Annotated in this window: 19 protein-coding genes; 18 read left to right on the forward strand and 1 reads right to left on the reverse strand. The window is 53.1% G+C overall.

Annotated features, from left to right (window positions below; translation table 11 throughout):
* The first annotated feature begins 1 nt into the window (after position 1).
* From NXS98_RS08365 to NXS98_RS08450, 18 genes are all read left to right on the forward strand, one after another.
* Positions 2-1,591 carry a MauE/DoxX family redox-associated membrane protein gene (locus tag NXS98_RS08365; RefSeq protein ID WP_283848037.1) on the forward strand — a complete coding sequence of 530 codons (1,590 nt, stop codon included), beginning with the start codon at positions 2-4 and terminating at the stop codon, positions 1,589-1,591.
* Positions 1,592-3,057: 1,466 nt separating this feature from the next.
* On the forward strand, positions 3,058-3,879 hold the full coding sequence (locus tag NXS98_RS08370) for a hypothetical protein (RefSeq protein ID WP_283848038.1): 822 nt from the start codon (positions 3,058-3,060) through the stop codon (positions 3,877-3,879).
* A gap of 285 nt (positions 3,880-4,164) precedes the next feature.
* Complete coding sequence (locus tag NXS98_RS08375; protein ID WP_283848039.1) at positions 4,165-5,733, forward strand: GtrA family protein; 1,569 nt, start codon at positions 4,165-4,167, stop codon at positions 5,731-5,733.
* A 780-nt stretch (positions 5,734-6,513) separates the two neighbouring features.
* Positions 6,514-6,942 carry a MauE/DoxX family redox-associated membrane protein gene (locus NXS98_RS08380; RefSeq protein WP_283848040.1) on the forward strand — a complete coding sequence of 143 codons (429 nt, stop codon included), beginning with the start codon at positions 6,514-6,516 and terminating at the stop codon, positions 6,940-6,942.
* Between the two features lie 139 nt (positions 6,943-7,081).
* Positions 7,082-8,080, forward strand: a complete 999-nt coding sequence (locus NXS98_RS08385) for a mannosyltransferase family protein (protein ID WP_283848041.1) — start codon at positions 7,082-7,084, stop codon at positions 8,078-8,080.
* 285 nt (positions 8,081-8,365) lie between these two features.
* Positions 8,366-8,839, forward strand: coding sequence for a GtrA family protein (locus NXS98_RS08390; protein ID WP_283848042.1), 474 nt, complete (start codon positions 8,366-8,368; stop codon positions 8,837-8,839).
* Between the two features lie 7 nt (positions 8,840-8,846).
* A complete protein-coding gene (locus NXS98_RS08395; protein WP_283848043.1) occupies positions 8,847-9,389 on the forward strand; it encodes a hypothetical protein in 543 nt (180 codons plus the stop codon).
* A 32-nt stretch (positions 9,390-9,421) separates the two neighbouring features.
* Complete coding sequence (locus NXS98_RS08400) at positions 9,422-10,648, forward strand: hypothetical protein (RefSeq protein WP_283848044.1); 1,227 nt, start codon at positions 9,422-9,424, stop codon at positions 10,646-10,648.
* Positions 10,649-11,606: 958 nt separating this feature from the next.
* Positions 11,607-12,677, forward strand: coding sequence for a mannosyltransferase family protein (locus NXS98_RS08405; RefSeq protein ID WP_283848045.1), 1,071 nt, complete (start codon positions 11,607-11,609; stop codon positions 12,675-12,677).
* 258 nt (positions 12,678-12,935) lie between these two features.
* Positions 12,936-13,499 carry a GtrA family protein gene (locus NXS98_RS08410; RefSeq protein ID WP_283848046.1) on the forward strand — a complete coding sequence of 188 codons (564 nt, stop codon included), beginning with the start codon at positions 12,936-12,938 and terminating at the stop codon, positions 13,497-13,499.
* Positions 13,500-13,503: 4 nt separating this feature from the next.
* A complete protein-coding gene (locus NXS98_RS08415; protein WP_343214145.1) occupies positions 13,504-15,114 on the forward strand; it encodes a MauE/DoxX family redox-associated membrane protein in 1,611 nt (536 codons plus the stop codon).
* 524 nt (positions 15,115-15,638) lie between these two features.
* A complete protein-coding gene (locus NXS98_RS08420) occupies positions 15,639-16,037 on the forward strand; it encodes a hypothetical protein (protein WP_283848048.1) in 399 nt (132 codons plus the stop codon).
* A gap of 14 nt (positions 16,038-16,051) precedes the next feature.
* A complete protein-coding gene (locus NXS98_RS08425) occupies positions 16,052-17,140 on the forward strand; it encodes a mannosyltransferase family protein (protein ID WP_283848049.1) in 1,089 nt (362 codons plus the stop codon).
* Positions 17,141-17,216: 76 nt separating this feature from the next.
* The gene (locus NXS98_RS08430) at positions 17,217-18,551 is read left to right on the forward strand and encodes a glycosyltransferase 87 family protein (protein ID WP_283848050.1); all 1,335 of its coding nucleotides are present in this window, start codon (positions 17,217-17,219) and stop codon (positions 18,549-18,551) included.
* Complete coding sequence (locus tag NXS98_RS08435; protein ID WP_283848051.1) at positions 18,548-19,387, forward strand: type II secretion system protein; 840 nt, start codon at positions 18,548-18,550, stop codon at positions 19,385-19,387. The genes NXS98_RS08430 and NXS98_RS08435 overlap by 4 nt, the downstream gene beginning before the upstream one ends.
* Positions 19,388-19,393: 6 nt before the next feature.
* Positions 19,394-19,993: a hypothetical protein gene (locus NXS98_RS08440; RefSeq protein WP_283848052.1), complete on the forward strand. Its 600-nt coding sequence runs from the start codon at positions 19,394-19,396 to the stop codon at positions 19,991-19,993.
* A 204-nt stretch (positions 19,994-20,197) separates the two neighbouring features.
* Positions 20,198-22,186, forward strand: coding sequence for a glycoside hydrolase family 97 protein (locus NXS98_RS08445; protein ID WP_283848053.1), 1,989 nt, complete (start codon positions 20,198-20,200; stop codon positions 22,184-22,186).
* Complete coding sequence (locus NXS98_RS08450; protein ID WP_283848054.1) at positions 22,183-24,933, forward strand: glycoside hydrolase family 99-like domain-containing protein; 2,751 nt, start codon at positions 22,183-22,185, stop codon at positions 24,931-24,933. The genes NXS98_RS08445 and NXS98_RS08450 overlap by 4 nt, the downstream gene beginning before the upstream one ends.
* On the opposite strand, the gene NXS98_RS08455 is transcribed toward NXS98_RS08450, so the two are convergent.
* On the reverse strand, positions 24,930-25,589 hold the full coding sequence (locus tag NXS98_RS08455; protein WP_283848055.1) for a class I SAM-dependent methyltransferase: 660 nt from the start codon (positions 25,587-25,589) through the stop codon (positions 24,930-24,932). The genes NXS98_RS08450 and NXS98_RS08455 overlap by 4 nt on opposite strands.
* Between the last annotated feature and the right edge of the window lies 1 nt (position 25,590).

Consider the following 25,590-nt stretch of genomic DNA (forward strand, 5'->3'; position numbering starts at 1 on the left):
CATGCAATTAGAGGGCAAAGGCATTTGGAAGAACAAGATCATCAATGGCTTTCTTTTTAGTGTGGCCGTGCTTCTATTACTTACGGCTTCACTCAAACTGTTTGGTTCTTCGCCGGATATGAGGGAAGGCATGATTCCCGATCCCGTGGTTAGTTTCCTTAACAATCGTGACGTGCTCGCATTAGCGGTGATTTTGGAATATGTGACTGCGTTCTATATTATATTCGGTCGAAACCGAAGGATGAAATTAGCTGCCGTCTTGTCGATTACGTTGGCATTGGTATGGTACCGTATTGGCCTTTATATTTTTGGTTACACGACAACCTGTTATTGCTTTGGAACAATCGCACATGCGTTTGCATCCGAAACCCCGATAAGGCACATTCTTTATGCAATACTCGCATACTTGGGTATTGGCAGCGCGGCCGGACTTTGGATGGATGCGATAGAAAGGAGAAGGAAACAATGCACGTGCGGGCACGCGACCCAATTCGTCTTATGCCTTATTATTCCTTGCTTGACCATACAGGCTCAGGAGCAGAAGCCAACCAATATCATCACAGCATACGAGTTGGAGGGGTTTCTCCGTTGTACATTTTATGCCGGCACAAACGTGGTTGTTACGAATCAGTTGTTCAGATATCATCTTTGGGCCAATAAATATAATCAGTGGAAAATTCGAAGCATGATAACAAGCGATATATATTACGAAGCAGGTTGTGATGGCACCAATACGTATATTTTTTTCCATGAGCCACGAATTGACCTGCCAGCAATGGCAGCACAAATTTATCCAGGATGTTATCCATATGCTCCTTATCCAGTAACCCAGCCGTGGTTTGCGTTTCTTTCGGCTGAGTATGTTCGGACAAATAGATACTTACCAGCACAATGGGGAGTCCCCGATCCACTTAAGCATTTGTTTGAAGTAGATGTTAAATTCATGGACTTGCCGCCTCATCTTCCGGCAAGAGCTCGCTGGAAGGTTTCGAGTCATCTGGTCAAGCGAGCAAATGAAATTATGAGCGAAACATATCCGGAAGGCATGCCAATGGCCGTTCGAGCGCAGTTGGGCAAGCTTAGCCAGGAAGTAGAACGTTACAAGGATATCGAAATTACTTATGTGTCCGAAAACGTAACGAACATCAATGGTTTGTGCTTTCCGTTGAGGTACTGCCTGAGTATGCAGCGGTTGTTTTCGCATAGCGATATGATGCCATCCGCTGAAAAACAAAAGTCAATCCAAAAGAACTATAAGTTTAAAATATTTGACTTTATTGGTGTCGTCGAAAGGCTGGCAATTGTAAATCACATCGAAGTACTGCCTGTGCTTCCCAACATGACACGGATTGATGTATCAGATACTCGTTTTAAAAATACAAAATACAAAATATTCGGGATTCAATATTCCATTACCAACCATTGGATAACGGATGCAAGGGACCCTAGATTAGTTGCGCTCCAAGAGGCAAGACTAAATGAGAAAAGGAAATTGGAATTTACCCCCATGAAAGCTCTGTTTTGCGCTGGCATGGTATGTTTGCCCATGTTGGTGCTTGTGCTTTTATGGAGGCAAAATAAACAATCATAAAGTAAACAGCATGAAAACTACAGAAAAAACTGTCTGCACACTCATCGGAGTTATTGTCACAGTATGTATTTGCTTCGCCCAGCCTGTGACTACAATGTGGAACCATCGTTGTTCCTATTACGACGAAAACATAGTGGCATTTTGCAATACTGCCAATGGCCCATGTGAAGGCTCCTGCGGGTATGTAAGTTTTCCTCCCGGCACCCCGCGCTGTGGCTTCTGCGCACCAACCTGGATCGGGTACTGTTTTTCTGCTCCAACTGGAGTTACGACTATCGTTGATAGATATATTGGTTCCTGCCAGTGGTGGCAAATTCATATTGGCCACAATTCATATTGTGGGCAGGAACAACAACAGTCGGTTGTTGGTGCTGGTAATTTATGATGTGTTCATATAAACCTTGAACAAGGTTTATACTAATCCGAAGTCGCTGCATAATTCCTTGAAAAGGGTGGTGAATTTCGTCCAGGCAGCATATGCGAACGACCCTCAATCCTCATCAAGTACTCTTCGACAGCTTGGTAGCCACCCCGCCGAACAGCGCCTATCTGAACATATTCCAAGCTGCGTTAAACTGGCAACCGACCGAGCCCCCGGCTCATAAAGGGTGTCCGCCGCATTCGCTGCTGGTGCTGTTCAAGATGTGCACCTTGCAGTACTGTTACGACCTTTCCGCCACCCACTGCAAGGAGTAGGTGCGCAACCCGAACATCATTTGAACCGTCAAGTTCAGCCAGCCGATCTGCAGATACGAGGACCTTGTTGGCGTGGCCGAAACACTGAGCCGAGCAGGAGCGGGGATGCGCTAATTGGAAGCGCAACTCGAATTGGCTGCAATTGGAGTTCAAAAGTGTTTGTTGGAACATGAACCGGCTGCTGAAAGTCGCGGTTGAGTGTGGTGTTGTGCTCAAGCGGGCAAGGCCCACGGGCTGGTGCCAGACAAGCCGACAACGTGCAGTGTGACCTGAAAAGCGGCTGTATAGCTTGCAATAGGGCATTCAATAACAATATTAATATAGAAGAAAAGTCACTCAAAACACGTTTCACTGGAGTTTCAATGCATCAAAAAATACGTTGCCCCTAAAATCAGGAAAGGGGCATAAGCAACCTTAGCTAAGGCAAAAAAGGATTGCAGGCTTGCATGAGTAACAATGTTTTCTATAAATGCAGCTACCTTAATTGTTATTTCATATATTGCATACTTGTGGCCTGCAAGCTTCTTTGGTTCTTGGTGGCAACGGCACTGGTTTGCGCACCTCCGTCTTGGGATTTAAGCAAATGGGAGCAGAGGTTTGGTTGGCCACTGGAGGGAGGGCCAACACTAGCCAGCCACTTTGCCACATGGAATGCAGTAGATTACCTGAAGATTGCCCAAAGCGTTTACGCCCCGAGTTCGCCACAATGCGCCTTTTATCCGCTCTGGCCGGGGCTGATTCGGCTGGGGTCGTGGTTCACTGGCGGGGATTTGTTCTGGTCGGGCATCATTCTAGCCAACCTGTTCTCCTTTTTGGGGCTGGTGCAGTTTTACCGGCTGGTCGAGGAAAGGCATGGGGTGTCCGCCGCCCGGTGGGCTCTGGCCCTCATCCTCCTCTTTCCCGGGGCCATTTTTTTCCATCTCATCTATACCGAACCGCTCTTTCTCTGGCTGTCGGTCAGTTGCCTGCGCCACTTGCTCAAACAACAATTCCTCCCGGCCGGCCTGTATGCCTTTTTCATGCCCATGACGCGGGCGGTGGGGGTGTTTGTCTTGCTGGTGTTTTTCCTGCAACTCTGGCGTTGCCGGCGGGGCTGGCGGGACTATGCGCATCTGTTGCTGCCGGCGGGCGGGTATCTCACTTACTTTGGCGTGATGTGGTATTTTACCGGCAACGCCTTTGAAGGTTTTGCGGCCCAAAAGCTATATTCCAACCAGCCGAGCATAGACAACCTCCTGAACCTGGGGCAGGCGATCCGCGGGCTTTTGAACATCGGCGAGTTTCACGGGGGTCTGAACTCGGCAGTGGACCGGCTGCACTATGTGCTGTTTGCGCAGGCGCTGGTGCTGGTGTGGCGGCTGGACGAGCGGTATTTTGCGTATGCGTTGCTGGTGGGGGGCGTGCCGGGGCTGACGCATATCTACTGGTCGTATCCGCGGCTGATGATGATGGCCTTTCCGATGTTTATTGCGCTGGCGGTGTATTTGCGGGAGGGACGGGCGCGTTGGGTGTTGTGGTATTTGGTGGCGCTGATGGGGACGTTGCAATTGTATTTCACGGCGTTGTATGTGCATAATCGGTGGGCCAGTTGAGAGAAAATGGCCTTGAGTGAAACGCCAAAGGGAGAACGGGGGACGCTTACGCTGCCGGAGGACGGATGATAGCCAAACGGCAATGGTCAAAGGGAGGGTGCAAGCAGATATGTATATATCTAATGCGTTGAATGTATTTTTATTAGTTATACTTAAATCTTTCACACCCACCAAAAAGAGGCTTGACTTTGGGAGACTCGTTTTGGAAATTGTGCCCAACAGCCCAACAACCGTGCATGAGTGGTTGGTGGGTTTTCCAAGAGGTTGCCAGTAAGCGCGGCGAAGATGAGCGCGGCGAAGATGAGCCGGCAGGAGGTATTTTCCCAAGGGTTCCGACCGGGGACGAAGCTTGAGGTTTGCCGTTTTGCCAAGTTTTGCGTGGTGGGAGGGAGCGGTGTGGTGGTGGACATGGGGATGCTGTTTCTCCTGGCCGACCCGCGCTGCCTTGGGCTGAACCTCAGCTTGAGCAAAATTCTCGCCGCCGAGACCGCGCTGGCGAACAATTTTCTCTGGAACGAATTGTGGACCTTCCGACCTGCTGAGGGCAGCCCGCCAGGCCATCGTGGCTGGCCCCGCCGATTCCTGCTCTTCAACCTCATCTGCGGCGCCGGCATCGGACTGGCCGTGCTGTTGCTCCAGTTGTTTCATAACTTCTTTGGCTTAAATCTTTACCTCGCTAACTTTATTGTAATTGGCCTAATAACAGGATGGAACTACGGGCTATGCACACTGGTAGCATGGAATCATAAAGTAATATGTCGTTGCCGCTTCTGGCTTGATAAAAAGATTTACTTTTTTACCTTCACCGGGCTGGTTTGTGCCTTTGTAGATGCCCCGGCTGCCGAAAACAAATCATTTAGCGCCAGCGGGATTATGACTTTCCATAACACAATATCCACAAACAACATGAGCAAAACTCCATTTAATATAAAGACAGATGGATCGTCCTGGAGCTTTGTGTATTTATCTCGTGGAATCCTGGTAACAAATACTTATATCAAGGGAGAAAACACGGTGTATCTCTATACAACAACCCTAAACGCACAGCAACCTGTGGGCACATTAACCAAGCGATTTGATCCAACCGGAAATGCAACGGCCGCGCACTTGTTGTGGTTTGTTTATATTTCCAGTTTTGACGCCAGTGTTGGCACGAATCATATAATGAGTGCTCCTTTTATGCTCTACCTTGAGGAGGCTCATATCTACGATATAACCATCAAGCGGCATGAACTGTGGCCTTATGCTCCGGTCCAAGCATCATTTGAGGTAAATATTGGTGCATACAAAAAAGTGCTGGCTGACCTGGACAAAAAGATTAGAAATGCAATAACAGACGAAGAGTTAAAGCAGTATAACCACACAACGCAGTATATGCACAGCATCTGCACAACCATCCCGGCAGAATATATTGCCAAACACATCGCCACCAGCAATGATGTTGCCATCCCCACAGAGTGGGAATTGTGCTGCACGAAGTATGAAAGAAACACATTAAGAAGGCATTATTATCATGGACTGGTCACCAATGTGACCATCGGTGAGCCGGTTGAGATAGCAATCCCCACTCCCTTGCCTGGCACCCATGTCACGGACGTTCGCAGTGGCAACCAATATAATTACCGAAGCTCAAGCAACTGGCTGGCGATAACAGACCTGCCATCAAAAGCCAAGCTAGTGCCAAATCAGCCTGAAATGGCGCAGCCAAGAAAATGGTATGAAACCAGACTGGCCTATAAGATTACCAAACTCATTCCATCAGGGATCGTCGCGTTGGCTTTTATTATTCCTTTGATTTTCTTAGCAAAATCCACCAAACACAAACATAAAACAAAGAAAGCAGAAACAAAATGAAAAAAATCCTCATAACGGCGATAACGATTATGGCTATCCTTGGCCAGGTCCAAACGGCAGAAAACATACCGACATTTGATAGCGATCAGTCAAATCTTAGCCACGGCGGCTTGCTTTACAAATGTTCGACAGTGAGTGGCCATGATTTTGAAAGCTGTCGTTTTAATTATAATGCTGAAGGTAACGCTTGTCAAGGTCTTTGCTTTAGGAGCTTGGCGCTAGGCGAAGGCGTAGTATGTAAACGATGTTTTCCTGCCATGAATACGTGTGTGGTTTTGCCTGCGGCAAATCAAATAATCGTTAATGCCACGGCGTTTGTTGGGCAATGCGTGCAAGTGCCACAAGCGGCGCAGCAATGCCAATGCAATTATGAAGGGGTTAATGAGCGCACTCCGGTGAGAATTCGCTGCACGTGTAACTAAATCAAAGCCCTTAAGATGCATCCCAATTACTAAGGATAGGCATCTAGTGTTCATCGGCCAAACGCTTATAGCTTGATGAAAAGGGTGCTGTAATGGGAAACAAGGTGATATGTGCTTCGTCCTTGGAATCAATCAAACAACATGTGCTTTAGGAACCGCTTAAGCCAGATATCAACGCTGGTTTCTTGGGAAGCCACAGAGTGCGGTTAATGTGCCATTGTGCCGCACGCGGAATATATTGTATTAACGATGGATAGCACTAACTTCTCCTTAAGCAGAAAATTAACTGAGCATCAAAAGGTGTATGGCACAGTATATCTATAGGGGATACATATTGATCGTAATGGTGATCATAATTGTGGCTGTTGTCGCCAAATCATTCACTATTATCTTCGCGAGTAAAATATTTTTCGCGCCGGATCCGGTTTTCACATTTATACCCAACGGGATCGTAACAATCATTGCAATTGGTTTTGAGCTGTGGATCGGATATAAGTTGATAAAGAATAATGAATGCATAGAAAAGTATATTCTAATAATTTACATGTGTGTTGTTTTTATCGCCTATAAAGCTGGTTTGCTCATTACTGGATACGACAGTCCCTGTGGCTGTTTCGGAAGTGAAGAAAACGGTGCCTTGTTGTTTTTAAAGACTTACAAGCTTAATCAGCTGTCAAATTTATTTATAGCAATTATGCTGATACCAAGTGCCGTGGCCCTCATTATCCATCGTTATAAGGCATCGTGCGGTAAAATGCGTGTGCATAACGGAATCAAAAATAAATAATCTTGCTGTGGCGGCGTACATCATTAAATATGGGCTTAAGATTCGTTATTATATCGTTATTCGTTAAGCTGTTCTGGTTTTCAATTGGTTTGCTTGGATATACAATCTAAACTGGTGGGAGCAGGGCAGTTGGGGGCGTGTGACAAGCTGGCCGTTGGAGGGGGGGCCGACGTTGGCCAGCCATTTTTCCACGTGGGATGCGGCGCTATATCTGAAGATTGCGCATGGCGGCTATCTTGCCGGCACAGGAATTTGCGCCTTCTATCCCCTCTGGCCGGGGCTTATACGACTGGGTTCTCTATTCACAGGCGGTGACCTGTTTTGGTCAGGCCTCATCTTGGCCAACCTGTTTTCCCTTTTGGGGCTGGTGCAGTTTTACCGGTTGGTCGGGGAACAACACGGAACGTCTGCCGCCCGCTGGGCCCTGGCGCTTCTCCTCGTCTTCCCCGGCGCCATTTTCCTTCATCTCATCTACACCGAGCCGCTGTTTTTATGGTTGTCGGTCAGTTGCCTGCGGCACTTGCTCCGGCAGCAATACCTGCCGGCAGGACTGTATGCCTATTTCATGCCGCTGACGCGGGCGGTGGGGGTATTTGTGTTGCTGGTGTTTTTTCTGCAACTGTGGCGGAGCCGGCGGGGCTGGCGGGAGTATGGGTATCTGCTGCTGCCGCTGGGGGGGTACCTGAGCTACTTTGGGGTGATGTGGTACCTAACGGGCAATGCGTGGGAAGGATTTGCGGCCCAAAAGCTCTATCCCAACCAGCCGAGCATAGACAACCTGCTGAACGTGGGGCAGGCGATACGGGGTTTGGTGAACATTGGCGAGTTTCACGGGGACCTGAACTCGGCGGTGGACCGGTTGCATTACGTGCTGTTTGCGCAGGCGCTGGTGCTGGTGTGGCGGCTGGACGAACGGTATTTTGCGTATGCGCTGCTGGTGGGTGGCGTGCCTGGGCTGACGCATATCTACTGGTCGTATCCGCGGCTGATGATGATGGCGTTTCCGATGTTTATCGCGCTGGCGGTGTATTTGCGGGAGGGGCGTGGGCGGTGGGTGCTATGGTATTTGGTGGGGTTGATGGGGGCGTTGCAATTGTATTTCACGGCGTTGTATGTGCACAATCGCTGGGCGAGTTGAGGGGGAATGCCCCAGGGGCGGACGCCGATGGGCGAACGCGGGACGCTTAGGCTGCCGGAGGACGGATGATAGCCAAACGGCAATGGTCAAAGGGAGGGTGCAAGCAGATATGTATATATCTAATGCGATGAAGGACTATTTATTAGTTACACTTAAATCTTACACACCCAACAAAAAGATGCTTGACATTGCCAGACGCCTTTTGGAAATTACGCGCAACAGCCCAACAACCGTGCAGGAGTGGTTGGTGGGTTTTTCAAGAGGTTGCCAGTAAGCGCGGCGAAGATGAGCGCGGCAAAGATAGGCCGGTGGGAGGGCCTTAGCCAATGGTTCCGGACAGGGGCGAGGCCTGAGGTTTGCCGGTTTGCCAAGTTCTGTGTGGTGGGAGGGAGCGGGGTGTTGGTGGACATGGGGATGTTGTTTTTGCTGGCTGATCCTAGGTGCCTTGGCATGGGGGTGACGATCAGCAAAATCATCGCCGCCGAGACTGCGCTGGCCAACAATTTTCTCTGGAACGAATTGTGGACCTTCCGACCGGCTGAGGGCAGCCCGCCAGGCCATCGTGGCTGGCCCCGTCGTTTTTTGTTATTCAACCTGATCTGCGGCGCCGGCATCGGACTGGCCGTGCTGCTCCTGCACGCCTTTCATTCATGGCTTGGCTGGAACCTGTATCTGGCCAACTTGTTGACGATTATTCTGGTCACCGCGTGGAATTACGCAATGAATGTGCGCTTAAACTGGCGATTCAAAATAAATTAAACATCATATGACAGGGCTGCTGCAAATGTTAAATAAGTCAAATGGCTTTGAAAACAATAACAGTCATGCGTTTAGTTATGATTCACTACCATTAATAGCTCGCTTGTTTTTGATGTCAGCCAGCATATTATTGCTGTTAACAGCATCCTTGAAAATAATAGCACTAGTTCAAGCGCCGGCTTATTTAAATACTCCTGACCCACTAATATATATAACCAGCAGATATACTACACTAGCATCGGCAGCATTCCTTGAAGTGTTGGTTGCGATTACTATATATAAATACCGCACATACATTACTTCGATTATGTTGCTTTTATGGCTCTGTGCAATATTTATTACGTACCGTGCTGGATTTGCATCCTTGGAAATATCAGATCGTTGTCTGTGTTTGGGCGGAATTCCCAACATGACGAAACAGACCGCGACATTATTTGACGCCATCGGCTTGGCAATGCTTATTTATATGGCGAGCGGGTGCTTTTTGGTGCTGGCAGCACACGGACTTAAATGCCTACGGAAGAAAAGATGCTTTGCTACAAACAGTTAATCTAATGGCAGCTTGTTATGGAATTGATATTTATGATTAATTCCATCGAAAAGGTGGTTGATAAACATGGCGTTCTCCTGTTGTTATTGCTGCTTGTAAGCGGTGGTTACGGCGCCGCACAAGGCGCGCAAACAAATAAAAAAGACGGAAAAATATGGAGCGAGTGTATTGTGTATGAGGGGACTCTTAATATCATTTCATATGATATTGAGAACAGACTTAAGATGTGGAATGACGTTTATAAATATAAGGTAATTGTTGGAAGTCCAGAGTGGAAGATTGCCGTGGACTATTCCGAGGCAACTAAAGATATCGATCAGGAGGAGGTATCATGGGACGGCCAATACTTATATAAAAAGATAACCATGGTAGTGCATGCGTCATCCACCAACCTCATATCAAGGCAAAGATATACGAATATTCTTATTAAACCTTGGGAAGTACCATATAACTACACGCGTGTCTACCTTCTTTGGTTTGCGCTCGCCTCGACCCATTACTTGCATCAGCAAAACACTAATGTTCTAAACATACCACCGTTCTGGGTGCCGGTCACTTCAACAAACGAAGCCGCGTTTTATACATTAATAAAAAAATATGCTCCCGACTCACGCCTTCCGGACGAAGCAGATGTTTATATAATTAAAGAGAAGGAAAGAAAAGATCATGAGCAACACATCGGTGGCGGGCAAGCATTAATGCCAAATGAAAAAGTATTTCAGGACAAATACAAATACGCGGAATATCGTGTTTTTGAATATTATCAGGAAGATGGGAAATACATTCACCCAAAAAGATTTGGACTGCGAACATATGCGGTGACCAGGAGAAATGATCCTAATAGCAGCTTGAGCCGGAGCTACATGCGAAGTCTTTATATTGCGAACATCACAAATGCTTATAAATCAAACTACAGTGCTTGGGTGCCCAATATGGATGGAACCGTTTTCGTTACGGACTACCGCTTGAAGAGTAAAGGTTCGAAGGACATTAGGGTAGGATATCATATTACCAATGGAATTATCCCCGATACCAATCACCCTTTAGTATTGGAAGCTTTGCGCAGATCCGAGAGGGCTGATGCTTGGCGAACACGAAATCTTGAAAGCATAGCTGCATTCAAGAAGAAGCAGCAGCATAAGTATATGGTGCTATTTGCAGTTCTCGCTCTTGTGCCAATGGTTGCATATGGGTGGGTGACTGCTGCAAAACAAAAAAAAACCAACAACAGGAGAGTCGGCGATGAAAACTCAAGGTAGTCCAGTCAAAACTGGTGTGGTGGTATGGACGATATGCATGATGATGGTGATGGCAAATGCGTACTCAGCAGCCATTGCCTTTAGGTGTGCTAGATTGGAGTGGCTAAATGATGGTAATATGGTGATTAAAAATTGTGGTAAATCGTACAATGAAGTATATTACCATGGAAAATGCAGACAGTACACGACGGATCATGATACTTCGACATGCTTTATTTGCATAGACGCTCCGCTCGAAACTCAAAGATGTTCAGTTGTGCAACATACGCCGCATGTTGTTCTTGAAGTTGACATGATTGATAGTAATTGTGATCCTTATACAGGAGCGTGCCTTCCATTCGAGGACCCCCCTAGACCTGGAATACATCCTTGCTGGAACATGCATCCAGACTCTACGCCTTGTTCTCATGGCAATAATCCGATATAGCGCTCATAAAAGCAGGCTGACTAAACACAGTCTGGTAATATGGTGCGATGTGGAAAGCGGACAACTTAGCGGCTAAACGTCGCCTCTCGGAGACCTTTGTGTCTGTGGTGGGCTGAGTAAAATGATTGCCATGCGAAATAGTCGTGTTGGCATTAATATGCATGAAGGCATTTTCAAGCACTACAGCACAAAGGTCTATAGCCTTGCTGGATTGAACGGCAAGTCGTCAGGTATCGTCATAAAACGTGAAGCAACAAATGAGTATTATGCACCTATAAGGTGCATCATAACTGGCATTGGATGAGTATAAACAATTTAGCAGGGAATATTATGGTAAAAACATGAATGGTGTTCGAAAATACAACTGTAGATAAAGCAGTAAGCCAGCATCACAGATTAAGCATGAGATAAATAGACGTGTATAAGCGCTGCGTTTCACGAGCGATGCATAAAAATAATCGGCTGTCTGTGATAATACAAAAATATAATGAAACATCGGCACGCGTGCTTATTATTATATTCAAGATAATAATGTACTCCATAGCTATATATAGCATAGCGTACCTGCCTTGGTGGTGGTGGGAGAGTGGATCATGGGGCAAGGTTAGAGGGTGGCCACCACAAGGAGGGCCGGTGATCGTCAGCTTTTTTTCAACATGGGATGCGGCTATATATCTGCATATCGCAATGAATGGATACGTGGCTGGATCAGGAGACGGTGCCTTTTATCCCCTCTGGCCGGGGCTTATCCGACTGGGTTCTCTATTCACAGGCGGTGACCTGTTTTGGTCAGGCCTCATCCTGGCCAACGTGTTTTCCCTTTTGGGGCTGGTACAGTTTTACCGGTTGGTGGAGGAACAGCACGGAACGTCCGCCGCCCGGTGGGCGCTGGCGCTTCTCCTCGTCTTCCCCGGGGCCATTTTCCTTCATCTCATCTACACCGAGCCGTTGTTTCTCTGGCTGTCGGTCAGTTGCCTGCGGCACTTGCTCCGGCAGCAATACCTGCCGGCAGGACTGTATGCCTATTTCATGCCGCTGACGCGGGCGGTGGGGGTGTTTGTGCTGCTGGTATTCTTCCTGCAACTGTGGCGGTCACGGCGGGCCTGGCGGGAGTATGCCTGTCTGCTGCTGCCGCTGGGGGGGTACCTGAGTTACTTTGGGGTGATGTGGTATTTTACGGGGAACGCCTTTGAAGGATTTACGGCCCAAAAGCACTATCCCAACCAGCCGAGCATAGACAACCTGCTGAACTTGGGGCAGGCGATCCGGGGGCTGCTGAACATCGGCGAGTTTCACGGGGGCCTGAACTCGGCCGTGGACCGGTTGCATTATATGCTGTTTGCGCAGGCGCTGGTGCTGGTGTGGCGGCTGGACGAACGGTATTTTGCGTATGCGCTGCTGGTGGGTGGCGTGCCTGGGCTGACACACATCTACTGGTCGTATCCGCGGCTGATGATGATGGCGTTTCCGATGTTTATCGCGCTGGCGGTGTATTTGCGGGAGGGGCGTGGTCGCTGGGTACTGTGGTACTTGGTGGCATTGATGGGCACATTGCAACTGTACTTCACCGCCCTCTACGTCCACAATCGCTGGGCAAGTTGAGGGGTTATGGCAGCCGAACGAAGAGGAACGACGGCAGGCCATGGCAGAAGGGAGGGAGATTTAGATATAAGCATAACTAAATGTGTGACATAATATATTTAGTATAACTGAAAACGCAAAGAAAAAGCGCAAAGATGCTTGACAACGGGTGGATTTTCGAAAAAGGTGCGCTTGACAGCCTGCAAACCACCTCGGAGTGGCGATTGGGGCGTCTAAGCGAGGCAGCCAGCGAGCGCGGCAAAGATGAGCGCGGCAAAGATGAGCGCGGCAAAGATGAGCGCGGCAAAGATGAGCGCGGCAAAGATGAGCGCGGCAAAGATGAGCGCGGCAAAGATGAGCGCGGCAAAGATGAGCGCGGCAAAGATAGGCCGGGAGGAGGGCGTTATCCAGTGGTTTCGTACGGGGACGAAGCTTGAGGTTTGCCGTTTTGCCAAGTTTTGCGTGGTGGGAGGGAGCGGTGTGGTGGTGGACATGGGGATGCTGTTTCTCCTGGCCGACCCGCGATGCCTTGGGCTGAACCTCAGCTTGAGCAAAATTCTCGCCGCCGAGACCGCCCTTGCCAACAATTTTCTGTGGAACGAGCTGTGGACCTTCCGTCCGCCTGAGAGGGGCGCTCCAAGCCACCAAGGCTGGCCCCGGCGCTTCCTGCTCTTCAACCTGATTTGCGGCGCCGGCATCGGACTGGCCGTGCTGCTGTTGAACTTGTTTCATTCCCTGCTGGGAATGAACCTATATATGGCTAATTTCTTGACCATCGTCATCGTGAGCTTATGGAACTACGTGCTCAACAGCCGCATAAACTGGAAAATACAGGGACCGTAGCGCTATGACTGAAGGGAAACAAAGCCGGCTTCATTTTTGGTTGATAAACGGGTACCTTTTGAGCGTTGCTGTGGTTCTTTTACTTACAGCATCGCTAAAGCTATTTGGAACATCGCCCGATTGGCGAGACCGATTGCTCCCCGACCCGGTGGTCAGCTTTATGAAGAATCGCGATGTGGTGGCCTTTGCGATGCTGCTCGAGTATGTTATTGGCTTTTATATTCTATTTGGGCGCGATCGACGCTTGAAACTGGCGGCGGTGCTGGCCTTGACCATGGCTTTTGTTTGGTATCGCCTCGGTCTATACTTATTTGGGTACTCGACCAATTGTCGTTGCATTGGCTCAATGGCAGCGGCGTTTGCAGCAGAAACTCCGGTGCGGTATGTCCTTTATGGTATTTTATCGTATATGGGCATAGGAAGTATTGTGGGATTGTGGATGCATGGTTTGGGTGGGCAAAACAATAAATGTGTAAGAAGTAGCCGTACCTGTGCCATACTGGGTATTGTATGCTTTTGCACTGTAAATATCGGTCAAGCCCAAATTGCGAGTAACACCTTTTTACCGTATGAAGTTGAGGGTACTTTACAATGCGTTTTTTTTAATGCTGACAAAAGCGTCAACACGAATCAAGTGTATAATTATACCGTATGGCACATCAAGCCGAACACATGGAAAATGAGAAGCTATATAACGAGCGAGCAATATTACGAATTAGGCTGTGATGGGACCAACACTTACTCCTTATTTTATGATCCAGGAGATGAAAAACCTGCCATGGCGGCGCACATTTATACGGATTGTTACCCCCTTGAACCCTATCCAGTGAGAGTGCCTTGGTTTGCCTATTTATCAGGGGCTTATGCGAGCACGAATAAATATATTCCTGCACTTTGGGCTGTTCCGGATCCGCTGGAGCATATGTTTGAGGCGGATATTAAGTTCTTCAACCGGCCACCGTTTTTTCCGGAAAGTGCGAGATGGAAAATATCTGAAAACCGAGTTAGCCATGCCAAAGAGATCATGGAAGGTATATATTTTGAACGCATGCCACCCACGGTGAGACTGGGTCTGTCAAATTTGAGACGTACAATTAGGCAACTGAAAGAGCAAGGCCCTGTATGGTGTTATGCAGTTGAAAGCATCACCAACTACGGCGGTATGAGCCTTCCCGCAAGATACAAGTTGAGCATCTATAACATCGAAAAAAGAACGGGTTCAGCAACCAACGCGAACAAGGCAGCAGCGGCTCCTCAAGGCTATTGCACCAACTTCTCCGTGGAATTCATTGGCATTGCCAATAAAATATCTTCCCTAAGTGAGGTTCATGTTCTCCCCGCACTTCCATCTAACAAACGCATTGATGTGAGTGATGGCCGTTTTCGAAGCGAAAAACTGAATGTTCATGGCATACAATATTCCATAACCAATCAATGGATAATTGATACGATGGACTCTCGACTGACATCGCTTGCCGAAGCAAAGTACAAGGAGAGCCGGAAGTTCGATTTTTCGCCTTTGAAAGCGGCCTTTTGTGCTGGCTTTGTATGTTTGCCCGTGCTGGTGCTATGGCTTTCGTGGAAGGCGACTGGAACCCCAAAAAACAAAAAATAAAACTATGAAAATCATCAGAAAAACCGTACGCACCTCGATAGCGGCATTAACATCACTGCTAGCTGGCTATTGTCTGCTGCAAGCGGGATGGCTTGATAGGTGTTCATATTACGACGAGACAATAGTAGACTTTTGCAGCATCGGTACCTCGACAAATGGGCTGGTATGTAGTGGTACTTGTTCATATGTCCGATTTCCCCAAGGCACGGCCCGCTGTGGGTTCTGCGCTCCTGCGTGGACGGGTTACTGTAATAATGCTCCGACCAACACAATGGTTACAGTCAATACCTATGTTGGCAATTGCATTGGCCCATTTCAAGTGCTGGAAGATTCGGGGAATGTAACATGGGAATGCCGTTGCCCTTATAGTTCATCATATACATATAATGGTACTACTACTGTAGGGTGTTGGTGTTGGTAATATGGAACAAACTCTGTCAACACAATTGACTTATTAGTAAAATATTTAGAGTTTATGTTCGACCTCCTCCTGTATGGTCAACAGGAGCGATAACCACCTTTTCATGGGTTTAAAAATAGTTGGTTGTTTTAGACCGATGGGCATTTGGTTTATTTTATTGAAAACGGAAGCGGAAGAGCATACGTTGATGCGGTGGGAGCCGCGCCGGTTGGCGGTGCTCATCGAAGCCTATGAGCCAAGCATAATAAGAATTCGGCAGTACTATTTTGTTGGATGGACGGCGCGATCCGATGGCAAACATCTCTTGGTTTACCCCTCGGTGCCGGATGGGTTGGTAGAGGTGGCCTTGCCTCAGGGGCAACATCGGGTTGAATTGCAACTGGAACGCACGACGCAGGAGCGGTTGGGATTGGCAACGTCCCTGGTTTCATTCATCCTGATATGCGGTTTGTTTGCCCGGACGTGGGTGGCAGCCAAGCAAAAGATAGACGGTAGTTCATGAGGAAGATTATTGGCGTGCTTATCGCTGCTAAGGCTGGCTGGTTTGCGGCGGCCTTTATTTGCATTACCGTTTTGCCATGGTGGGAGCAGGGCAGTTGGGGGCGTGTGACAAGCTGGCCGTTGGAGGGGGGGCCGACGTTGGCCAGCCATTTTTCCACGTGGGATGCGGCGCTATATCTGAAGATTGCGCATGGCGGCTATCTTGCCGGCACAGGAATTTGCGCCTTCTATCCCCTCTGGCCGGGGCTTATACGACTGGGTTCTCTATTCACAGGCGGTGACCTGTTTTGGTCAGGCCTCATCTTGGCCAACCTGTTTTCCCTTTTGGGGCTGGTGCAGTTTTACCGGTTGGTCGGGGAACAACACGGAACGTCTGCCGCCCGCTGGGCCCTGGCGCTTCTCCTCGTCTTCCCCGGCGCCATTTTCCTTCATCTCATCTACACCGAGCCGCTGTTTTTATGGTTGTCGGTCAGTTGCCTGCGGCACTTGCTCCGGCAGCAATACCTGCCGGCAGGACTGTATGCCTATTTCATGCCGCTGACGCGGGCGGTGGGGGTGTTTGTGTTGCTGGTATTTTTCCTGCAACTGTGGCGGAGCCGGCGGGGCTGGCGGGAGTATGCCTATCTGCTGCTGCCGCTGGGGGGGTACCTGAGTTACTTTGGGGTGATGTGGTATTTTACGGGGAACGCGCTGGAGGGATTTGCGGCCCAAAAGCACTATCCCAACCAGCCGAGCATTGACAACCTGCTGAACGTGGGGCAGGCGATTCGGGGGCTGCTGAACATCGGCGAGTTTCACGGGGGCCTGAACTCGGCCGTGGACCGGTTGCATTACGTGCTGTTTGCGCAGGCGCTGGTGCTGGTGTGGCGGATGGACGAACGGTATTTTGCGTATGCGCTGCTGGTGGGTGGCGTGCCTGGGCTGACACACATCTACTGGTCGTATCCGCGGCTGATGATGATGGCCTTTCCGATGTTCATCGCGCTGGCGGTGTATTTGCGGGAGGGACTGGCGCGGTGGGTTTTGTGGTATTTGGTGGCGCTGATGGGGACGTTGCAGTTGTATTTCACGGCGTTGTACGTGCATAATCGCTGGGCGAGTTGAGGGGGAATGCCATTCGGCAAGACGCCAAAGGGAGAATGCGGAGCGCAAGTGCTACTTGAAACCGGGTTAATTGGACATGAACGAGCAAGGATCACCAGACAAAGTGGCAGTGGATGAATCTCCGCAAGCATTGTTGTCGCGTTGGGCGGCGGGGCGAGTGGTGGTGGAGGTGATGTCGGACCCGCGGCGTTTTTGGATATTTTTTTTGGTGGGCTTTTTGAGCTTGGTGGTGGTGGCGGAGTTGTTTCGCGGATTACGGCATAATCCGCATGCGGACGTTCAATTATACCAAAAGGTGGCACTGAATACCTTGGACGGGCGATTGCCTTACCGCGATTATGTGCTGGAGTACCCGCCTTATGCCGTGCCGTTTTTTCTGGTGACGGCGTTGCGGTCCAGCGAGCGCGGTCATTTGGCCGCGTTCTCAGCGCAAATGCTGTTGGTGGACTGGCTGGTGAAGGGGCTGCTGCTATGGATGGTGTTCCGCTGGTGGCGGGAGCAGGGGGCCGCCGCGCCGCCGGACGAAGGGCCAGCGGCGGCCGTGTATGCGCCGCCGGCGCGGATGTTTCTGCCGCTGGTGGTCTTTTGCCTGTGCACGGCGCCGAATCACTATTTTTATTTGCAACGGTATGACCTGATCCCGGCGGCGTTATGTTTGGGGGTGTTGCTGGCGTGGTGGCGGCAGCGGCATGGGCTGGCGGGCGTGTTGTTGATGGTGGCTATCGGCGCAAAGCTGTATCCGGTGGTGTGGGTGCCGCCGTTGCTGGTATTGGCGTGGCGGACCGGGCGGCTCAGGCCGTTTGTCCTTGGCCTGGCGGCCGGCGCGGCACCGCTGGTGCTCATGGGGCTGGTGGCGCCGTGGTGGCGGTTTTTGGATTTTCATGCCGAACGCGGCCTGCAAGTGGAGAGTTTGTTTGCGTCGGTTATTTGGCTGGGGAAGCATCTGGGATTATGGGCTGCGGAATATAAATGGATCAAGTCATGGTTGGAGGTGAAGGGGCCGATGGCCGAGCGGTTGTTCCCGCTGGCATGGGCGGTGTTTGTGCTGGCGACGGTGGCGGGAGTGGCGGCAGCCTGCTGGCGTCTGTATCGGGCCAAAGAAGGATTGAGCCTGCCGGAGCTGGCGCGAGTGCTGCTACTGCCCCTGCTGGCATTTGTGGCCTTCAACATCATCCTAAGCCCGCAGTACATGATTTGGCTGTCGGTGGTGGTGGCGGTGGCGGCTCTGGGGCAGTGGACGCGGCCGCTGTTGTGGATTACGGTGGCGGCGTTCATCACGCCCATCATTTTTCCGGGTTACCATTACAGCACGGGCGAGTCGCTGGTGGAGGCGTTGGTGCTGGTGATACGCAACGGACTGCTGGTACTCGCCGCAGTGAAACTTTTCCGGCAAATGCGTTCCACGCCATGAAACTGAGACATCCCATGGCGCTGCGGCAGGGCTTCACGCTGGTGGAACTGCTGGTGGTGGTGGGCATCATTGCGGTGCTGGCGGCGTTGCTCATGCCGGCCCTGGGCGCCGCCAAGCGGCGGGCGGTGACGGTGCGATGTTTGAACAACCTCCGCCAGTTGCAGGCGGCCTGGCAAATGTATGAGGTCGACCACCACGAGCTGCCGCCGAATAATGATCAGCCAGGCGCGGGGCAAAGCGCGGAGCAGCCCAGTTGGGTGGCGGGGTGGCTGCGGCTGGACAGCGAGCGGGGAGACAAAAGGGAATCGGTGGATACGGAGCTGCTTGTGGGCGCAAAGTACCGCGCTTTTGGGTCGCTGGGGCCGTACACGCGGAATCCGCAGCTCTACAAATGCGCGCACGACCGCAGCACGGTGCGAATTGACGGGGTGGATTTGCCGCGCACGCGCACCGTGGCCATGAACGCCTACATGAACGGCACGGGTGTATGGCAGGACACCAACTACGTGACATTCCGAAGGTCAGCGCAAATCCCCCATCCCGCCGGCATGTGGGTGTTCATTGAAGAGCGGGAGGACTCGATCAATGACGGTTATTTCGCCGTGGCCATGGCGGCGCGGTACGCAATCATTGACACGCCGGCCAATTACCACGACGGCGCGGCGGTACTGTCCTTTGCCGATGGGCATGTGGATACAAAGAAATGGCGGGAGCCGACGACACAGCCCCCGTTGCGACCGGGGATGCACTTGAGCGGGGTGCCGTTTTACACGCCACCAACAGACCGGGACATGCGCTGGCTGGTGGAACATACCAGTGTGCCGGCGCGGCCTTAGGGAAAGATGCGACCCCACCACGACCACACCGTAAAGCGTTGGGTGGTGGGCGCCAGCCGCGCCGAGGTGGCGCTGGTGTTGCTGGTATTGGGCATTTTGGGGATGGTGATACTGGCCTTCGTTTCACTGAATCGCGAGCGCCCCAAGGAGGCGGCCTGCTCCATGAATGTGAAGCGGCTGACGCTGGCGTTTCAGAATTACACCGCCCAGCAGGCGGCTTATCCTGCCTGTGGCAGGCTGGGGGAGGAACTGCCGCAAGACTGGCTGCACTGGCAGCCGGGCCGCCGCATTGAGCAGAGCGCCCTGGCGCCGTGGCTGGGGGAGATTTCCTCGCGCACGATGGCCTGCCCGCGTGATTTGGACACGCGGCATCGCCAGTTTCAATTCAGCTACACGATGAATATGCACCTGCACCTGGCCGCCGTGGCCGGAAGGCAACCCGCCGCCACGGTGGTGGTGTTTGAGGAAGAGCATCCCAATGACGGCGCCTGCCTGCCGGGGCATCCCAGTGACCGCCTGACGGCACGGCACACGCATGGGCGGTCGCATGCGGGCTTTGCCGACGGCAGCGTGCGGCTGGTGCGGGAAGACGAAGTGGTGAAGTGACACGCTGGCGGGGCGGCAACACCACCAGGACGCCCCGACAAGGGGGTTGGCTCCTGGTCATGTTCCTTGCGGCAGGAATGGAGCCCGCCTCAACATCAGGGTTAACCCACCGTGATGAGCGGCGAATCATCTGAGCAAGTGTTTTGAATTTTCCCGCAAACAAAAAGCTTTTCCCGCAAGTACCGGCAGGCCAGACTTTTGGGCATGGCATCGCGTTGGCAAGTGGTCATCGGGTTGGGTTTGGCATGGTTCGGAGTGCTGGAAGCGGCGGCGGCCGCTCCGGCAAACTGGACGGTTTCCTCCCCCAACGAAAAAATCAAGGTAGTCATCCGCCTGGCCGATTTGGGCAAACAACGGGATTATCCCTCCGGCCGCCGTCTCTATTACCGCGTGGAATTGAACGGGCAAACTGTGGTGGATGATTCCCCACTTGGCCTGACCCTCACCGATGTGGATTTAAGCCGCAACCTGGCCGTGGTCACGGCCCTGCCGCCCAAGTCCATTGAGGAGCGCTACGCTGCCTTGCACGGCAAACGCCGTGAGCGTCTGCATCAGGCCCGGCAATTAACGCTGGTTTTGCGCGGAGAAAAAGGACGTGCCTTGGAGGTGGATTTTCGGGCAAGCAATGACGGGGTGGCCTTTCGCTATCGGCTGCCCGAGCGCATGCCCCTGGCCACCGCGATGGTAGCCGCTGAAGCCACCGGGTTTGCCCTGCCCTTGGATGGCCGGATGTGGGCGCACCCCGCCGATCACGTCACCGTCTATGCGCCCGCCTACGAAACTTACTACGAGAATGAAATCCCCATTGGCACGCCATCACCCATCACCAACGGCTGGTCCTACCCCGTGCTCTTTCGCACCGCCAATGCGCGCGCCTGGGGATTAATCACCGAGGCTGCCCTGGGCACCAATTACTGCGGCACACGCCTGCAAAGCCAGGCGCCCCAAGGCGTTTATCGGCTGCGCTGGCCAGCCCCCGATGAAGGCCATAATACGGGCAGCCCATTCCCGGTTTCGACGCTTCCCTGGGAAATGCCGTGGCGCGTTATTATTTTGGGAGACTCGCTGGCCAACATCGTGGAGTCCACCCTGGTGGAGGACCTTTGCCCGCCAAGCGCGCTTAAAAACACGGATTGGGTCAAGCCGGGCCGGGTGGCCTGGAGCTGGTGGTCGGACCCGCCCAGTCCACAAGATGCCGCCAAACAGAAACAGTTTGTGGACTTCGCCGCAGAAATGGGTTGGGAATACGTGCTGGTGGACGCCAACTGGACGCTCATGGACAATGGCAGTTTGGGCGACGTCCTGCGCCACGCCAAAAGCAAAGAGGTGGGCATCCTGCTCTGGTACAACTCGGGGGGACCGCACAACATCGTCACCGAGAAACCGCGTGATGGCTTCACCTATCGCGAAGTCCGCCGCTTCGAGCTGGAGTGGCTTAAGAAATCGGGGGTCAAGGGCATCAAGGTGGACTTCTTCCAAAGTGACAAACAAAACGTCATTCAACTCTATCACCAGATTTTGCAGGACGCCGCCGATTATCAAATCCTGGTCAACTTCCACGGCTGCACCCTGCCCCGCGGGTGGTCACGCACCTATCCCCACCTGCTCTCCATGGAGGCGGTGCGAGGTGCGGAAAACTACATTTTCACCGGCGATTTTCCGCAGCGCGCTCCCGTGCAAAACACCATCACTCCGTTCACGCGGAATGTGGTGGGACCGATGGACTATACCCCGGTGGCACTCACGGAGCACAATCATAAACACTTGACCACTTACGCCCACGAGCTGGCACTCGCCGCGTTGTTTGAATCGGCGTGGGTGCACTTTGCCGACAAACCGGAGGCCTATCGCGCCCTGCCCGCCGAACCCAAACAATGGCTGAAAGACCTCCCCGTGGCGTGGGATGACACACGTTTGGTGGCGGGTTATCCCGGCCAGTTTATCGTGCTGGCCCGGCGCAAAGGGTCAGTATGGCACCTGGCGGGCGTGAATGGACAAAACCAGCCTCGCGAAGTGCGTCTAGAATTCGGCTCCTGGCTGAATCTGGCGCAGGCCGAATTGCTGGTCATGAGCGACGGCGCCGACGCGCGCACCTTTAACGTGCAGCGCTTGAACTGGCAACGCGGCCAGACGCCCGTCGTTAAGATGCTGCCCTATGGCGGCCTGGTGGGGACGTTGCAGCAAAAGCCATGATGCCGAGGACGGCCATGCTTTTCGCCGCGGCCTTGTGGCTCCATGCGGGCGCAGGCGCCGCCGAAAAGGTCATGGTGGAATGGACCTTCGCGCAGCCCGGCCAATTCCAAGGCTGGCAGGCCAATGGCCACATCCAGGGCGCGCAAGTGGCCCAGGGGGTCCTCTCCGGGCGGGCCGTGGGTAACGACCCAATTCTCGAATACCAGCCTTCCCTCAACCTTGTTGCCTCCCCCTGGCAGGTGATTGAAATCCGCCTGTCGGCCAACCGAGATGGCATGTGCCAGGTTTTTTGGAGCAATACTCGTGAGGGGCGTTATGGGGGATTTTCCGGCGCTAAAACCACGGATTTTTATGTGGTGGGCGATGGCGCCATGCGCACCTACCGCCTGCTACCCTTCTGGCACCGGGAGGGCAAAATCGTCCGCCTGCGCTTGGACCTGGCCGACGGCATGGAGTTTGCCTTGGACCACGTGCGCGTGGTGGAATTGGACATGCCCCCCGTGGCGGACACGCCTCATTTCCAATTTGACCAAGGTTTGGCCGGCTGGCAGGCGTGGGGCCTCGGCCGTTTATGGCTCACCAATCAAACCCTCGCCTGGCAAAGCGCGACCCACGGCGATTTTCTTTGGGCGCCACCTGTGCCATGGGACGCCTCCAAGATGAATTATGTTGTGCTGCAAATGGCGGCCGCCGCCGGCCGCGAAGGCCGCATTTACTTTGCCACGGACCGCCAAAGCGGGCTGCATTCCCTCGCCTTTCCCATCATCAGCGATGGGCAGATGCGGTATTACAACGTGGACATGCTGGCCGCTCCGGCGTGGCAGGGACGCATCCTCGCGCTAGGAGTAGCCCCCACGGATGCCATTCAAAGTCCGGCCTTTATTCGTGCCGTCACGGGCAGCGACACCCCCTTGGGCCCGCCACAACTCAAAACAGTCCTGTTCGCGCTGGACACTGCCACTCCGCGAAGCGGCAAACCTGCGACGTTAAAAGCGATTGTGCATAACCAAGGCGGGTCCATCGCCAGCAACCTCCAAGCTCACCTCAACCTTCCGCGCAATCTGCGTCTGCTGCGGCCACTTGTCCCCCTGCCCGCCACCCTGGCCGTGGATGAGGAGGCCCAGGCAAGCTGGCAAATTCAAGCGGACGCCCCCGGACTTTACGAAGCCGCCCTCCAAGTGACCGCCCCTCAGGCGGAGCCAAGCACCGCCAGCGCCAGAATTATTGTGCCCTCCACGCCTCCCCCTCGGCGTCCGGCTGCGTATGTGCCTCCGCCTCAACCTGTGCGCGGCCCCTGGGATGTAGGGGTCTATTATTTTCCGGGCTGGCGCACTGCCAGCCAGTGGCACCCCGTGCAACGTTTCCCGGAACGGCAGCCTTTGCTTGGATGGTATCAGGAGGGCCTGCCGGAGATCGCCGATTGGCACATCAAATGGGCGGTGGAGCATGGCATTACCTTTTTTGCGTATGACTGGTACTGGGTGAAGGGCAGCCGCCAGCTCGAGCACGCCCTGCATGACGGCTATTTCAAGGCCCGCTACCGGCAACTGCTCAAGTTCTGCCTGCTGTGGGCCAATCACAATCCGCCCCAAACCCATTCGCTGGAAGATTCCCTTGAGGTCACTCGTTACTGGATTAGCCATTATTTTCAACGTCCAGAATATTACCGCCTCGATGGCAAGCCGGTGGTCATCATCTTCAGTCCGCATAATTTCCGCAGTGACCTGGGCGTCGAAGGCACCCGCCGCGCCTTTGCCGCCATGCGCGAGGAATGCCGGCGCGCCGGGCTGCCGGGGTTGTTTCTGGTCGCCTGTGTCAGCGGCCCTCAAGAAGCGGCGGAAGAGGGGTATGACGCCGTCACCTGCTATAACTGGGCAGCGCTGGGTCTGCGGGGGGAGGAAAAACGCGGGCCGTTTTCCACTTTGATTGAAGGCTACCATCGGCAATGGGAAGCCCTCATTACCCAGGGCCGCCTGCCGCTTATGCTGCCCTTGAGCGGAGGCTGGGACAGCCGGCCGTGGCACGGGGAAACCGCCATGGTCCGCTTCGGACGCACCCCCGAGCTTTTCAAGCAACATTTGCGTCAGGCCCGAGCCTGGCTGGAACGGCCAGAAGCACGCCCGCGGCTGTTGCCCGCTATTTTGATTGAAGCCTGGAATGAGTGGGGCGAAGGCTCGTATATCGAGCCGCATCAGGAGCACGGGTTTGCCTACCTGGATGCCATTCGTGAAGCCTTCACCTCCGCGCCCGCCCCACACCAGGACCTGGCCCCGGTGGACGTGGGACTTGGCCCCTACGATGTGCCGCCGGAACCACCAGGCCGCACGGCGTGGACTTTTGCGCAAGACGCGGAGGGGTGGGACAACACCATGAACTGCGACGCCGTCAAGGTGGAGGACGGGGTATTGCGCACGTTAACCGCCGGCCAGGACCCGGCGCTCTTTGGTCCGCCGATGCAGGCCTCCGCTTCCCACTGGACCAAAGTATCGTTGCGCCTGCGGTTGACCCCCACCGCAGGGCCTCCTTTTCGCGACCACGCCCAGCTTTTCTGGCGCACCAAACGCTGGGCAGAAAGTGAAGCCAGCAGTTTGCGCTTTCCCGTGGAGGTGGACGGGCAATGGCACGACTACGAGTTGCGGGTGTCGGAAAACCTCCGCTGGCGCGGCATCATCACACGCCTGCGGCTGGACCCCGCCAACCGGGCCGGCGTGCGGGTGGAATTGGAGGAAATCAGGCTGGCGAATTAGCGCTCAGGCTTGCGCAACATCACCAGTCGAAACCAGCCGCGTCCCACGGCCGGCTCTTCGTGCACCTTGACCAGTCGGGTGGCGGCAACAATCGGAGCCAGCTCGCGGTTGGCCTCGCTGGAAAACAAGCCCAGGATGGGATTGGTCAGTTGCAAAAAATGCCGCACCCAACCCTTGGGTGGAAGAAACTTGTCCATGAGGGAAATGCGGCCGCCCGGTTTAAGCACGCGCTCCGCCTCGCGCAAACAACGAATCGGGTCTGGCACCACTGCCACGACCAGATGCAAAACCACGGCATCGAAGCTGGCATCCGCAAACTCCAAGTCTTGGATATTCATGACTCGCGCATCCACGGGCAAACCCAACTTTTCGGCTCTGGCTTGCAGACGTTTGAGCATGGCAGGGGTTAAATCCACCGCCGTGACCCGCACGCCCGCCGGAATGAAGGGCAAATCCAGGCCCGTTCCCGCCCCGGCAATCAGCAGGCGCTCTCCTGGCTGGAGAGCCAGCAATTCAAAAGCCCGATGCCGCGCCCGATTGAAAACCGTGACCAATGAGTCATACGTGGGCGCCCAAAAGGTGTAACGGCACCGGTTCCACCAGAGCGTGTTCAGAGGATGTCTCGGAGCGTCAGGGAGTGATACCTTGGATTCCATA

The organism is Fontisphaera persica (assembly GCF_024832785.1).
GTDB classification, from domain to species: Bacteria; Verrucomicrobiota; Verrucomicrobiia; order Limisphaerales; family Fontisphaeraceae; genus Fontisphaera; species Fontisphaera persica.